This is a genomic window from Thiorhodococcus mannitoliphagus (genome assembly GCF_010915725.1).
Classification (GTDB): Bacteria; Pseudomonadota; Gammaproteobacteria; order Chromatiales; family Chromatiaceae; genus Thiorhodococcus; species Thiorhodococcus mannitoliphagus.
Map to the genome: position 1 here is coordinate 39,117 of NZ_JAAIJR010000027.1, position 14,187 is coordinate 53,303.

At 62.6% G+C, this 14,187-nt stretch carries 11 protein-coding genes; 5 read left to right on the forward strand and 6 right to left on the reverse strand.

Annotated features, from left to right (window positions below):
• Positions 1-13 precede the first annotated feature (13 nt).
• Positions 14-736: a 3-oxoacyl-ACP reductase FabG gene (fabG, locus tag G3480_RS08775; protein ID WP_164653494.1), complete on the forward strand. Its 723-nt coding sequence runs from the start codon at positions 14-16 to the stop codon at positions 734-736.
• 10 nt (positions 737-746) lie between these two features.
• On the opposite strand, the gene G3480_RS08780 is transcribed toward fabG, so the two are convergent.
• The 5 genes from G3480_RS08780 to G3480_RS08800 form a co-directional block, all read right to left on the reverse strand.
• Positions 747-1,916, reverse strand: coding sequence for a 4Fe-4S dicluster domain-containing protein (locus G3480_RS08780; RefSeq protein WP_164653495.1), 1,170 nt, complete (start codon positions 1,914-1,916; stop codon positions 747-749).
• Between the two features lie 46 nt (positions 1,917-1,962).
• Positions 1,963-2,601, reverse strand: coding sequence for a GDSL-type esterase/lipase family protein (locus G3480_RS08785; RefSeq protein ID WP_164653496.1), 639 nt, complete (start codon positions 2,599-2,601; stop codon positions 1,963-1,965).
• 65 nt (positions 2,602-2,666) lie between these two features.
• On the reverse strand, positions 2,667-5,381 hold the full coding sequence (locus G3480_RS08790; protein WP_420824614.1) for a cation-transporting P-type ATPase: 2,715 nt from the start codon (positions 5,379-5,381) through the stop codon (positions 2,667-2,669).
• Positions 5,382-5,566: 185 nt separating this feature from the next.
• On the reverse strand, positions 5,567-6,322 hold the full coding sequence (locus G3480_RS08795) for a glycosyltransferase family 2 protein (RefSeq protein WP_164653498.1): 756 nt from the start codon (positions 6,320-6,322) through the stop codon (positions 5,567-5,569).
• Between the two features lie 112 nt (positions 6,323-6,434).
• Complete coding sequence (locus G3480_RS08800) at positions 6,435-6,896, reverse strand: hypothetical protein (protein ID WP_164653499.1); 462 nt, start codon at positions 6,894-6,896, stop codon at positions 6,435-6,437.
• A gap of 260 nt (positions 6,897-7,156) precedes the next feature.
• Here G3480_RS08800 and G3480_RS08805 point away from each other — a divergent pair, with 260 nt between their 5' ends.
• The 3 genes from G3480_RS08805 (at position 7,157) to G3480_RS08815 (ending at position 11,517) form a co-directional block, all read left to right on the forward strand.
• On the forward strand, positions 7,157-9,370 hold the full coding sequence (locus tag G3480_RS08805) for a GGDEF/EAL domain-containing response regulator (RefSeq protein ID WP_164653500.1): 2,214 nt from the start codon (positions 7,157-7,159) through the stop codon (positions 9,368-9,370).
• A 497-nt stretch (positions 9,371-9,867) separates the two neighbouring features.
• The gene (locus G3480_RS08810; RefSeq protein WP_164653501.1) at positions 9,868-10,959 is read left to right on the forward strand and encodes a HAMP domain-containing protein; all 1,092 of its coding nucleotides are present in this window, start codon (positions 9,868-9,870) and stop codon (positions 10,957-10,959) included.
• Between the two features lie 6 nt (positions 10,960-10,965).
• Positions 10,966-11,517 (forward strand): DUF8082 domain-containing protein, encoded by a 552-nt coding sequence (locus G3480_RS08815; RefSeq protein ID WP_164653502.1) that lies wholly within the window; start codon positions 10,966-10,968, stop codon positions 11,515-11,517.
• Positions 11,518-12,065: 548 nt separating this feature from the next.
• Here G3480_RS08815 and G3480_RS08820 read toward each other — a convergent pair.
• Entirely contained in the window at positions 12,066-12,587 is a 522-nt protein-coding gene (locus tag G3480_RS08820) for a hypothetical protein (RefSeq protein ID WP_164653503.1), read from the reverse strand.
• A 751-nt stretch (positions 12,588-13,338) separates the two neighbouring features.
• Between G3480_RS08820 and G3480_RS08825 the strand changes: the two genes are divergently transcribed.
• The gene (locus G3480_RS08825) at positions 13,339-14,181 is read left to right on the forward strand and encodes a PstS family phosphate ABC transporter substrate-binding protein (protein ID WP_164653504.1); all 843 of its coding nucleotides are present in this window, start codon (positions 13,339-13,341) and stop codon (positions 14,179-14,181) included.
• The last annotated feature ends 6 nt before the right edge of the window (positions 14,182-14,187 follow it).

The window sequence follows — 14,187 nt, forward strand, 5'->3', positions numbered from 1 at the left end:
AAGGAGCGAGACCATGGGAAAACTGGCCTTAGTCACTGGCGGAAGCGGGGGCATCGGCGCCGCGATTTGTCGATCCTTGGCCCAACAAGGCCATGCCGTCATCGTCCACGGCAACCAAGGCGCGGACCGCGTTGAAGCACTTGTGCAGGAGATCAACGCTGGGGGAGGGGAGGCGCGCCCGCTGATCCTGGATGTGACCGATACCGAGCGCTGCCGTGCGGTCCTGGAGACGCTGACCGAGGAGCGACCGGTGCAGATCCTGGTGAACAATGCCGGGATCCATGACGACACCGTCTTCCCTGGGATGCGGCCCGAGCAATGGCGCGCCGTTCTGGACGTCAGCCTCAATGGCTTCTTCAACGTCACCCAGCCCCTGAGCCTGCCGATGATCCGCAGCCGCTGGGGGCGGATCATCTCGGTGACCTCGGTCTCCGCCATCGTCGGCAACCGCGGCCAGGTCAACTATTCGGCCGCCAAGGGCGCGCTGCACTCAGCGACACGCTCGCTGTCGCTCGAACTCGCCAGTCGGGGTGTTACGGTCAATGCCGTGGCACCTGGCATCATTGAGACCCCAATGAGCGAGGATCACTTTCCACCAGAGGCCGTCGCCCAGCTGGTGCCGATGAAACGCGCCGGCCGCCCCGAGGAAGTCGCCGAGGTCGTTGCCTTCCTGGCATCCGACGCGTCCTCCTACGTCACCGGGCAGGTGATCTCCGTGAATGGCGGGATGATTTAGCCGGCGCTGCTCATGGTAGCCAGCGCCTCGCGCGGTCGAGGACGAAGGGCCAGAGACGACCTTTCTCCCAGAGGATGCGGGCGAATAGCTGGCCGCGCGCCTTGGGCGGTTTGCGCCGCTGGGCGCGCGCGCTCAGCGTGATGGCCCCCTGCTCACAGACCGAGACGCAGGCGCCGCAGCCCAGGCAGACGCTGGCATCAATTGCGGCGAAGCGCGCTGCGCTTGAAGAGTGTCGGGCAGCCGGGTCGAGCCCGATGCACTTGACGTTGCATGCCTTCAGGCAGGCGCCGCAATAGTTGCAGCCTTGCGGATCGATCTCGGCGAGAAAGGGTGTCTTGGCGATCCCGTCGCTGAATCCCAGTTGGACGCCCGCCATCAGTTCGCAGCAGCAGCGGCAGCAGTTACAGAGGAAGGACGGCTGCTCGCGCACATTGTCCGTGACGTGGGTGAGACCGAGCGCGCGGGCGTGCTCCAAGGTCTCCAGCATGCTTGCCTTATCGCGCTCCTGTGCAAAGCCGCGTCGCACCAGAAAACGTGCACCCTCGCCGAGGACCATGCAGATGTCCTCGACCGGAGCACCCTTGCGGCAAGTCTCCCCCAGGTGCTCTTTCTTGTGCCTGCAATAGCAGAGCGTGACGGCACAATAGTCGGCATCCTGGATGATTTGGCGAGCATCCTCGTAGGAGGTGACCTGCGAGCTGACCGGGATGTGTGTGTCATAGACCAGGGCGCGGGTGAGCTGGGTGCGGCTGCCGAAGAATTCGCCCGCCTGCCCCGCTTTACCCTGCTCCTCCAGATACTCGCTCATCAGCCGAGCCAAGTCGCCGAGCGGCAGATCGGAGTGGCGCCGCATGAAGGTGAATTCCATGAAGCCGATGAGGCCCGGGACGAGCAGGTAGTAGGTCGTGCCGGCGAACGGCATATCCATCACCAATCCCTTGTCGGCCATGCGCTCGAGCACTGGCAGGACCTGCTCCGGCGACATCTCAGTCAGCCTGGCCAGCTCCTCCAGGGTCGCTTCATGCAGGGGAAAGCGCGAGCCGACGAAGGATTCCATCTCGTCGAACAGCAAGGATAGGATCTCGCGCAGCCGCTCGCTGTCGACGAGACCGATGGGATAGCGGTTCAAGCGGTCGATCAAGGGCGTCAACCCGGACTTACCGCCGGCTAAATGGCCCATGCTGCCCTGACCTTCCGTGCTCGCCCTCGGTATCGGTGCATCGCACTCATAAGGCACCCTCCTCGACGAGCAGGTCATGGAGGGATTCGGCCATCAGTCGATAGCCTTCCTGGTTGAAGTGGATCGCATCCGACTTGTAGGCGCCTTGGCGCATCAGTTGCGCCACAAGGTCGTCCTCGAAAACCAGGTCGTACTCCTCGGCGAGTTCCTTATAGAGCGGCGCTGTCGTCGAGAACAGACGCTTCTCCGGCACGCCGATCAAGACGACCTCGACGCCCTGTTCTTCGGCAAGCTCGATCATCGCGGCGAGGTTTCTCTTGGTGGCCTTGAGGTCTCGGTTGCGGAGGATGTCATTGCCGCCTTCCAGCAACAGCAGCAGATCCGGCGTCGTCCTTGCGAGCAGATCCCGCAGTCGCGGCAGACCATCCTCGGTCTCTTCCCCAGAAACGCCGGCATTGATGACACGACGCCCGCTCAGGCGTTCCAGCACGCTCGGATAACTGTCCGGCGGGTTGACGCCGACGCCCTGGGTGAGGCTGTCACCGAAGGCGAGCAGTGTCCCATCGGGAGGGATGGTGCTGAGGCGCGGCGATTCGCAGCCTTGCAGCACCAGGGTGATGAGCAAGAGCAGGATGCCCAGGACTTGGCGGGGCTTGGTGCTCACAGGGCGGCTGGGCTGTTTCATCCGAGCTTTTCCAGCTGCGATCGCTGTGCTGAGTCTGTTCTTTGGCGGTGCCTGCGGCTCTGATGTCAAGCGCATGGCTTGCTCGATCGCTTGAACCTTCGCGTCACTGCCTTTTCCGCCTCGACGATGAAGAGCACCGTCGAGGCGACCAGGACGATTCGGCCCCACACCAGCGGATCGATTGCGGCGGTACCGAAGAGCGCTTGCAGTGGGCTCAGATAGGTGAAGGCGATCTGAAAGACCAGCAGCAGTCCGACGGCGACCAATACATAGGGATTGCCGAGCAATCCTTCACGGCTCAGCACTGGGGCATGGATGTAGCGGGAGTTGAACAGATAGAAGATCTCGAACATCACCAAGGTGTTGACGGCCACCGTGCGCGCCGCCTCGATGCTGGCCCCTTGCTCCAGCTCCCAGAGAAAGAGGCCGAAGGTCCCGGTCATGAGAATGACGGAGACATAGCCGATGCGCCAGAGGAAGAGGGGCGTGAGCACGGGTTCGCGCGCGTCGCGCGGCGGACGCAGCATGACGCCGGGCTCGGGCGGCTCGAAGGCGAGTGCGAGCGCCAAGGTGACCGCCGTGATCATGTTTACCCAGAGGATTTGCACCGGCGTCAAGGGGAGTTCATGGAAGCCGAGCAGGATGGCGCCGAGCACTACCAATGCCTCGCCACCGTTGGTGGGCAGGATGAAGAGAATGGCCTTCTTCAGATTGTCGTAGACGGTGCGGCCTTCCTCAACGGCATTGGCGATGGAGGCGAAGTTGTCGTCCGCGAGCACCATCTCGGCGGCCTCCTTGGCCGCCTCGGTGCCGTTGATCCCCATGGCGACACCGACGTCGGCGCGCTTCAGCGCCGGGGCGTCATTGACCCCGTCGCCCGTCATGGAGACGATGTAGCCACACTCTTGGAGACTGCGTACGAGGTTTAGCTTGTGCTCGGGCGTGACGCGGGCGTAGACGTCGACGTCCGCGACCTCTTGTCTCAGTGCCTCCTCGTCGAGGGCGTCCAGGTCTCGGCCGGTGAGGACGCTGTCGGGATTCCGCAGGCCGACTTGAGCGGCGATGGCCCTGGCGGTCGTGGCATGGTCGCCGGTGATCATCTTGACGCGGATACCGGCCTCGCGACAGGTCTTGACCGCGGCAATCGCCTCCTCGCGCGGTGGGTCGATCAGGCCCACCAGCGCCACGAGGACGAGCCCTTCCTCCAAATCCTCGAAGTTCAGCTCGACGGGCTGCAGATCCAGAGATCTTGCCGCGATCGCGAGCACACGCTGGCCTTCGGCCGCCAAGGCCTCCATGCGCTTCAGCCAGAAGTCACGGTCGACCGGGGCCAAGTGGGCTTGGCTGCGCTGGTGCGCGCACATGTCGAGGATGGCCTCCGGGGCACCTTTGACGAAGATCGCCGCCGCGCCCGCATGGTCGTGATGCAGGGTCGCCATGAACTTGTGCTCGGACTCGAAGGGGATGAGGTCCGAGCGGGGAAAGGCCTTCGCGAGGTGCTCCGGATCCAGTCCGGCCTTGATGCCGGCGACAAGCAGGGCGCCCTCCATGGGGTCGCCGTGGACCCGCCACTCACCCTTGGCAGACTCCAGCGCGGCGTCATTGCAAAGCACGGCGGCCTGCAGCGCTTCGGTCAGAATGCCATCGTCCAGCGGGTAGCATGTCTCACCGTCACAGAGGATGGCGCCGTGCGGATCATAGCCGGCGCCGCTGAAGGTGAGTTCGCGCTCGACCGTCACAACCCGGCGGACCGTCATCTCGTTCCGTGTCAGCGTGCCCGTCTTGTCGGAGCAGATCACCCCGACGGTTCCCAACGTCTCCACCGCAGGCAGCCGACGGATGATGGCATTGCGTCCCGCCATGCGCCGAACGCCGATCGCCAAGGTGATGGTCATAATGGCCGGCAGTCCTTCCGGGATTGCCGCGACCGCGAGACCCACGGCGGCGAGGAACATCTCCGAGGCGAGATAGTCCCGGACGAAGACGCCGAACACAAAGGTCGCGCCGGCGAGCGCGAGAATGGCGATGGTCAGCCAGTTACCCAGCTGCGTCATCTGCCGCAGCAGTGGTGTCGTGAGTTGCTCAACGCCGGCAACCAGGGCGCTGATCCGGCCGATCTCCGTGCTCGCACCAGTCGCGACGACGATGCCTGCGCCCTGTCCGTGCGTGACCAAGGTGCCGGAATAGGCCATGCAGCGGCGGTCCGCTAGCGGGGTGTCCTCCGGAAGCGCGGTGACGCTCTTGTCGACGGGCACGGATTCGCCGGTCAGTGCCGCCTCTTCGATCTGAAATCCCTTGACGCGCAGCAGGCGCAGATCAGCGGGGATCTTGTCGCCGGATTGCAGCTGCACCAGGTCGCCCGGCACCAGATCCGCGGCGTCGAGCGTCACCAGGCGGCCGTCGCGCCAGGCCATGGCATGCGGCGACAGCATGCCGCGAATGGCGCGCAGGGCGTCTTCCGCCTTGCCTTCCTGGACGAAGCCGATTGCGGCGTTGATGAGGACCACACCAAAGATGACGCTGGCATCGAGCCAGTGCTGCAGCAGCGTCGTCACCACACCCGCGGCCAGCAGCACATAGATGAGCAGGTTGTTGAACTGCGCCAGGAAGCGTGACAGCGCGCTGCGCGGAGCTGCTTCTGCCAGCAGGTTGGGGCCGTAGCGCTCGAAACGCGCGCCAGCCTCCTCGGCGCTGAGACCCTTATCCGAGGTTGAGAGTGCCGTCAGTGTCTCTTCGGTCGATTCGGCGTGCCATGCCCGATCGGCTTGTGCGCTGTCCAAGGGGCTGAGTGCCGCTGCTGGCGCGGAGCGGCGTTTCAGCCAGAGCAGCGCACCCGTGGCAAGGGCGACGACCAAGACGGCCGCCAGGGCGAGCGGCCAGTCCAGCGCGAGAAGACTTGGGGTGGAGCTGGCGTGGTCGGTCATGTCTGACTCCTGGGGAAGTTGCTGGTTCGGGGTTCAAGGTCTCATTGCGACCTTGCGCGCATCCATAGCATCCAGGGGAGACGCAACAGAAAGCCAAGGAAGAGTCGCACGTGCATCCAGGTCAAGAGGACGTTGTCCCGCCAGTAGTTGAAGTGGGAGCTGCCGCCTTGTTCTGCGCTCAAATAGCGCACGGGGGCGTCGCGGTTGATTGGGCGGACACCGCGCCAAGCGAGTCGCACCACCGCTTCTGGGTCGAAGTCGAACCGGCGCATCCAGCGTTGCTTACGCATGATGTCGATCAGCGGCGCAACCGGATAGACCCGAAAGCCGAAGAGCGAATCGCCGATGCCCATCCAGAGCGTCTCGAGGTTGGCCCACCAGTTCGACAGGCGACGGCCGCGCACCCGCAGCAAGGGTGCGCTGGCGTCGAAGACTGGCTTGCCAAGGATCATGCAGTGTGGATGCTCGGCGGAGGCCGCCATGAAGGCGGGGATCAAGTCGGCCGGGTGCTGACCATCCGCGTCCATGGTGAGCACATGCGTGATGCCTTCGGCTGCGGCGCACTCCAGACCATAGAGCACAGCGGCACCTTTGCCGCTGTTTTGCGGCAAGATCAGCACCCTCAGGCCAGCATCACCCCGCGCCAGTTCATCAAGCCCTTCCGCCGTTCCATCCGTGCTCCCATCGACAACGACCCAGACCGCTGTCCAGTGCCGCCTTGCGGTCGCGACGGTCTCGAAGACGATGGGGCCAGTGTTGTAGCTCGGGATCAGGACAATCGGCGGTCTTTCTCTCATCACGAATCCGTTGGTTGTTTCCAAAGAGGCTCATGCCAGGAGCGAAGCATAGCGGGATTGGGCTCGCGCGACATCTAAGGTTTTGTTTTGAAAATTATTAATCCTGTAAATCCTATCCGAGCCAAAGTCCGCTTGTCGCGTCCCTGACGTTGGCTGCCGACGCTGGATCGGCTAAGACTCCTGAGTCGCCCGTGGGTCGCCAGGGTGCAGAATCGCTTTCGAGCGAGGCCGTTTGCGGCGACGCTGGTGTGGGCAAGCCTTGGCGACGCAGGCCCAGAGTCTCGGCCAGATCAGGCCAGGGCAAGACGCCGTGCTTGCAGTCGATGTCGATGAGGTTCGCCAGCACGGCGGATGCGCGCGAGCTCAGCTCGGTGCGCGCGCCTTGGCTGACGCGACGCAGCATCACCGCGCGGCGCAGGGCGGGTTCGCCCTCGTTCTTGGGCCAGGATCCAAGACTTTTCGGAGGGGACTCAGGTATGCTCTTGCGACAAGCCTGTGCTTCCAAAAATGCACTGATCCGATCCATCTTGTCAGTCATCCCAATGAGTTCACGGCGCGAAAATGCGGCTTTCATGTCGCTCGGGAAAGGCGAGAAACCAGTGATTTGCGGTGTCGAGATCAGCTGCTGGCAGGGACTGCTTTTGACTCAGGCGATTTCTGTCAAAGCTCATACCCGCTGACTGGTCTCGAGGCCCGCCTTGCGTGTCGCACCAGTGGTTATAGAACACGGCGATGCTCCTTGAAGGCAAGCGACCATCCGGCGCCAGCTGGTATGAGATTTTCCGGCAATCACCTCAATCATCTTATTGGACGCAGCCGAACGGGATGAATGACTTGACCGAGCTCATTTACGAAGACTCAGAGGATCTGTGGCGGGACGAGCCAGACGAGGGTCGTTGTTGGAAAGTCTTGATCGCTGATGACGATCCTGACGTCCATCAGACGACGGCGTTGTCGCTGAGCGACCTCAAGATCGCAGGTCGGCCGCTGCGTATGCTGCATACCAGCTCCGCGGCTGAAACCCTCGCGGTGTTGAGCAATGAGCCCGATGTGGCGGTGATCCTGCTCGATGTGGTCATGGAGAGCCCCGACGCGGGCCTGCAGATCGTGCGCAAGATCCGCGATGACCTGAAGCTATACCTGGTTCGCATCGTGCTGCGGACCGATCGGTCTGGACAGGCGCCCGAGATCGATGCCATCACTCACTACGATATCAACGACTACAAGACCAAGACCGAGCTGACTCGCTCCAGTCTGGTCACGACCCTGACGACGGCGATTCGCTCCTACGATCAGCTACAGCGTCTCGAGTCAGGTCGGGTCGGTCTCGAGCGCATCGTCTCGGCGAGTAATCAGATGATTGCCGAGACTGGGCTGAAGGCATTCGCTGAAGGGGTGATCCTGCGGATTGCCGACTTTCTTGGCGTGCGCCCCGAGGGTGTCGTCTGCGCATGCCCAGACTGGCGAAGCGCCGCTGTTGACTATGCCGACTACCGTATCCTAGGTGCGGCTGGTGCCTACCGCCGCCATCTCGATCGACGGCTCACCGACATTGAGGACGCGCGCCTGTCCGCTGCGCTCACCCGCTCCCTGACGATGCGGACCACGCTGATCGAGCAGGACGGACTGACCCTGTTCTTCGCCGGGGCGCAAGGAGGCGGCTTTGCCGCCCATCTGGAGTGGGAGTTCGAACCGGACCAGCTCGACCGCGATCTGCTGGCGGTCTTCTGCCGCACCATCGGTCTGTGCGCGGACAACGTCTCCATGGTCGCGCGCTTGCGCGAGGTCGCCTTCAGCGATCCACTGCTGCAGATCCCGAATCGGAGCGCATTTCTGGAGGCGCTCGACCAGCGTCTCAAGACGGTCGATGCGCGCGATCTTGCGCTGGCCTTGCTCGATATCGATCAGTTCGCTGAACTCAATGATCTGCTCGGTCATCACTACGGCGACAGTCTTTTGCGCGCATTGGCCGAGCGGCTGCATCAATCGCTGCCGAGCACTTGTCTGATTGCACGTCTGTCGGGTGACGGGTTCGCGCTGCTGGGCCGCGTGTCCGACATCAGCGAGTCCACGCTGCGCGTCTTGCTCAGCCTGCCGTTTCCAGTCGAGGGCACCAGCCATTTGCCCAGTGTCTGCGTCGGCATCGTGAGGCTCGATGCCTGTGAACCGAGCGACGCAAACGGCCTGCTGAAGCATGCCTATCACGCCCTGAAGCAGGCCAAGCAGCTGGGCCACGGACGCTTCGCTCACTACTCGCGGCAGATCGCAGAGCAGACACGCGGCCGGGCGGCGCTGCTGCGCGATCTGCGACATGCCTTCGAGGCGGGCCGGCTGACGCTCGCCTATCAGCCTATCGTGGACCTTGCCGCCAACAAGGTCGCGGGGATCGAGGCCCTGCTGCGGTGGCGGATGGACGACGGCAGCATGGTCGCTCCGGGTGAGTTCATTCCGCTCGCGGAGCACACTGGACTCATGGTGCCCATTGGAGACTGGGTGCTCCAATCGGCGCTCGCGGACACCGCTTGGCTCGCGGCGTCTGGCTTCCCAGGCATCCGTGTCTCCGTCAACGTCTCGACCGTCCAGTTCCGCGAGGCGGACTTGTGCGAGCGGGTGAAGTCTGCGCTGCGGCAGTCGGGCTTGGCGCCGGCCCAAGTGGAGCTTGAGATCACCGAGAGCGGCGCGATGACCAGCGTGGATGATGCCTTGGCCAAGATGCATGAACTGCGCGGCCAAGGCGTCGGTCTGGCCATCGACGACTTTGGAACCGGCTATTCCTCCTTGGCGTATCTTGAGCGCATGCCCGCGACGCGATTGAAGATCGACCGCTCCTTCATCAACACCCTCAACGATCCCCAGCGACCGCGCATTGTGGAGATGATGATCAGTCTCGCAGGCCAGCTCGGCATGAAGGTCGTGGCGGAGGGCATCGAAAATGCCACCCAACTCGCGTGCATGCGGGCGCTCGGCTGCGACGAGGTCCAGGGATTCTGGTTTGCCCGCCCGGCGCCGCTCGATGATCTGCTGATCTGGCTGAAGGCACACAAGTGACGCAGGGCCATCCGCTGCATGGCGCTGCTCCTCCTGCTCGCAATGGCCGCCAGGACCCGGACGCCGCCCGGCAGGCCATGCGCGCGCTGATTGCCGCGGCCGAGACGCGATTCATGGATCAGTATCTCGGTCCACAGCGGGCCGCATCGCGGTTGATCGACAGAAGGATGCCTTCACGCCTAGCTGGGTGAGAGCGGTCCGGTGACAAAGGGATGTGTTGGATGTTGGGCAGCATGCGGGAACGCGGACTTCCAATACGGGTTGCGCTAGCGGCGTTCTCTTTTCACTCCTGGCCTCTTGACTGTGACTGCCTTCAAGAAAATGCAGTTGCCCTGATGCGCTTGGACCCTTTCCGGTTGTTCGTCTGAGGATGAATACCTAATATCCCGCAGGCACTTTCCGCTACCGCGATTGTCCTGGCAGCTCTCATCGGTCGATCGCTTGCACGATGGATCCGACTTCGCGTCGAGGACCGCGAGACGATAAAGGAGACGACGATGGAAGCTCAACCTCACAATCGCACAACAATCCGATTTCCGATTCTCTACCAGATCCTCCTGGCCATGAGTGCGGTGGCACTGGTGCCGATCGTCGGACTCTGGTACATCAGCGTCTATCAGTCGACCCAGGAATGGGGCGAGCGCGTGTCCCAGGGCTTGGTCGAGAGCGCCGATGCGCTCGGCTACAGCGTCGAGCAATGGAGCCGCATGAATCTCCGCGCCCTTGAGCAGAATGCGGAGACACCCGCGATGCTCAGTATGGATAGCGCGCGGCAGAATCCCGTTCTCAAGACCATCAGCGAAACCTATCCCTGGATCTATCTGGCCTTTACCGTTGCGCCAAACGGCGACAATGTCGGCCGCAGCGACGGCAAGCCATCAACCTTCTACGGGGATCGCGACTACTTTCAGCAGGTCATTGGCGGCGCGCCCCTGGGGCAACAAGTCCTGCTTGGTAAGACATCCAAGAAGCCCGCCCTCATTTTGGCAAAGTCGATCCAAGGCTCCGACAATGGAACCAAAGGCGTGATCGCCATTGCCATGACCCTTGAGGACTTGTCGCGAACCGTCACCAAGACTCGGATCGGCAAGACCGGGTACGCGATCCTGCTCGACAAAGACAACCGCCTGATCGCGCACGGCGACGGCAAGGTGTCCTCCGAGCTGCAAGACTTGAGCACCCATCCCGCCTTGCGGAAGGACGTGAAGGCTGGTGCCACCGACATGAGTTCCGACTACCAAGGGAGAGAGGTCGTCGCCTTTTCCAAACCCTTGAGCAATGGCTGGACGCTGATCGTTCAGCAGGATCGAGACGAAGCCTACGCAGCCGCCAATGCGGCCCTGCGAAACGCCTTGCTGCTGCTCGGAGCCACGCTGCTGGCTGCGGTTGTTTTTGCCCTCTTGCTAGCCCGCCGTCTGAGCGCACCCATTCGTCGGCTGACCGCCATCGCCGACGACATCAGCCGCGGAAACCTGAACGCTGAGGTTTCCGAAGTGAGTCGCGACGACGAGATCGGAGCCCTCGCGAAAGGGATCGAGCGGATGCGGGTCAGTCTGCAAATGGCCTTCGACCGATTGCGCAAGAGGTGAGCAGCGATGTCGACTCCATACCTGAGTTTCTCCGAGATCACCAAGGCGCTATCGCAGCTTTGCAGCGACGGCGCAACCGGCACGCTGTTCGTCGCCACGGACGCGAACCGCAGTGCTCAGGTGAAGCTGAATCGTGGTCTGATCCTTTATGTCTCCTACGCCAACAAGCGGGGCGAGGAGGCCTTGGACCTCATCCCGAGCATCTCGGCTGGGCGCTATCGCTTCCAGGAAGGCAGCATCGGCGGCGCGCAGATGGATCTGCCGACGACGGCGAGCATCCTTGCGCGCTTTGAGCAGGCGGCTGCCGCGACGGACGCCGCAGATCCTGCTGGCGAGTCCGACGCAGCGAAGGCGACGCAAGCGCTCGGCCAAAGAGAGCGCGAGATCCTCAGGTCTTGCCTGGCCGAGTTCGTCGGCCCCATCGCCGAGCTGGTCTGTGATGATCACTTCGATCATGCTGCGGACCTGCGGTCGGCTATTGATGCCCTCGCGACCGAGATCTCCTCAGACCCCATGGCGCAGCAATTCCGCGCAATGGTCGCGAAGCAGCTCGGCTAGCGTGACGCACTGACGCCCGGACGGATGTCGCGCTCTACTCGGCGCTCTGCTCTGAACCTGGTCAGCGCAGGACCTAAGAAAGTGACCATCAACAACTCCCCCCTTTCGCAAAGGGGGGGCAGGGGGGGATTTCGGACGGGATCGCTCACATCGGGAAACAGTTGATGGGCGCTTCCTAAGAAAGCGTCCATCAACAACTTCCCCCCTTTCGCAAAGGGGGGCTAGGGGGGATTTCGGGCGGCATCGCTCGCATCGGGAAACCATTGATGGACACTTGCTAAGTGCCGTCACAGTCGCGGCAGGAATTTTCGTCTATCGTTCGCGGTAGCCCACCCAGGGCTTGGTGCGCGCAGACAAAGGCATCGGATCAAAGGCGTCGAGCGCAGCTCTGAGAGGTTTGGTATTGACGCCGGTCGGGTAGTGTCCTGGAATTGTGCATGAAAAGACGCAACCGGTTGCTATCGATGCTTCTTTTGGAAGATGCACAAATTTAGAACACCTCCCATCAGTGTACGCCAGGCATGGAGGGCTGACCGACGAGGTGCGACCTATCGGTAAGCCGGCTCCCTGGGGTTGTAAATAATCCAGGTCAGGTGGCCGGATGAGAAGTCCCCGATCGCACCGCCGGCGAAGATGAGTCGGCCCTGATTTTTGTACACGAGTTCATGGCGATACCGATCGCTTCCAAAGTAGAAGGGAATCCACGCCTTGCCCGTCATATAAGCGCCTTGATCAGAAGGTTCGCCGATGAGATCGGTCACCTGCTTCATCGGCATGCCGATCTTTAGGCGGTCGAACTTAGCGCCCCGGAATGACTTACCGGTGATCTCGCCTTCCCAGTCGTTGAGTCCCGTGACCTGCTTGCCATGCCCTCCCTCGATCTGAGATGAATCGACCACCTCGCCCTGGGCATTCATGCCGGGCGGAACGCTCCTGGATGTCGCCGCCTGGCTTGTTTGCGATGCCGCCCCGGCATCGGTTGGTTTGGACTGATTGGAAACGCAGGCGCTTAGGACAACGCCGAACAGCAAGGCTACCGTGACGAGCCGCCATTGTTCGATCTTTGACATAAAAAACCATGCAAGTTGAAGTGATAAGGTCGAGGAAGCCTACGTCAAGAGGCTCTTGGTATGCAATGAGTGTTCTCGTGTGAGGCTGGATCCAATCCGCCCGCCGGTCCTTGGGCACACCTGTGTCGTCGCCCGGGGCGTGGCTAATGGTGTGGTCCTCCATCCCGCTTGGCCCACCTGCCGGTTTGGTCTCTTCGCCCTCGAGCACCGCGATCTCGTCACGCAATGATTGTGTGGTTTCCGTGCATGGTTTCCGCTTGCCATTGGTGCGTTTCGGGCAAGGTTACGATCAGCTTCACCAACTGCTCAACCTAGGCGGTGTGTTTCGCGTCAGGGATGTCAGGAAGGTGGGTCGGAGTCGGCATGCCGTGGGACGAGGCCCTACGAAAGGGTGTAGCTTGGGCCTCCTAACGCCGGCCCAAACTCGAGTCGCTGGACGGTGCGCATCGCTTAGAAAGTGTCCATCAATTGTTTCCCGATGCGAGCGATGCCGCCCGAAATCCCCCCCTTGCCCCCCTTTGCGAAAGGGGGAAAGTTGTTGATGGACGCTTTCTTAGGGTCGGGCTCGGTGAAGGATGACAAGCGCCTGCACGACGGAGAGCAGCCCAGGCGTCGCCCGGATACAGGTGCGGTATCTGTTTCACGTATTTGGCGGCAGCGCGAGCCTATAATCAGGCGGCGTCGCAAGGTGCCTTTCGCCCCGACACTTGAGACGCGGCTATCGAATGGGGCACAACAGAGGGATCCTTCAATGATGGAGCTTGCCCGGCATCTCACCCGAACAGGATTCGCCCTTCGTCGGCCCTGCTTTGGTCGCTCGATCATCCTGGTTCTGCTCGCAATGCTGAGCGTGGCGACACCAGCGATGGCATCCGAGCTGACGATTGGGGGAACGGGCAATGCGCTTGGGACCATGCGGCTGCTGGCGGATGCCTTTTCGCGCGCCAATCCAGACATCCACGTCACCGTCTTGCCCAGTATCGGCAGTAGTGGTGCGATCAAGGCCGTTCCCAAGGGCGCGATCGATCTTGGTCTGTCCTCGCGTCCGCTCACGCCGGCAGAGTCGCGGGACGGCACCCGATCGGTCGAGTATGCCCGCTCGCCCACGGTCTTCGCGGTTCGCGCAGACAATCCGGCAACGGCGATCACCTCGGCGCAGATCGCCGACATCTATGCAGGGCGGCTCACTGCGTGGCCGGACGGATCTCAGATTCGCCCCATCCTGCGCCAGTCCGGGGACGACAACACCCGCCAGATCAAGACCCTCTCGGCCGAGATCGAAACGGCGATCGTCGCCGCTGACAAGCGTCCAGGGTTGGCCTTCGCAACGACCGACCAGGAGGCCAACGACAAGCTCGAGCGGATTCCTGGCGGGCTGGGCGTCACCGCCTTGTCGCTCATCCGGTCCGAGCAACGCCCACTCAAGGCGCTGACACTCGACGGCGTCGAGCCGACAGCGGAGAACCTGGCCAACGGCCGCTACCCGCTCGCCAAGCTGAGTATTCCGGCCGAATCCGGACACCTATTCCGATCCAAACCGGACACCAATCCGACGTCAAAGCGGACAGCATTCCGAGCTGAAAGCGGACACTGATCCGAC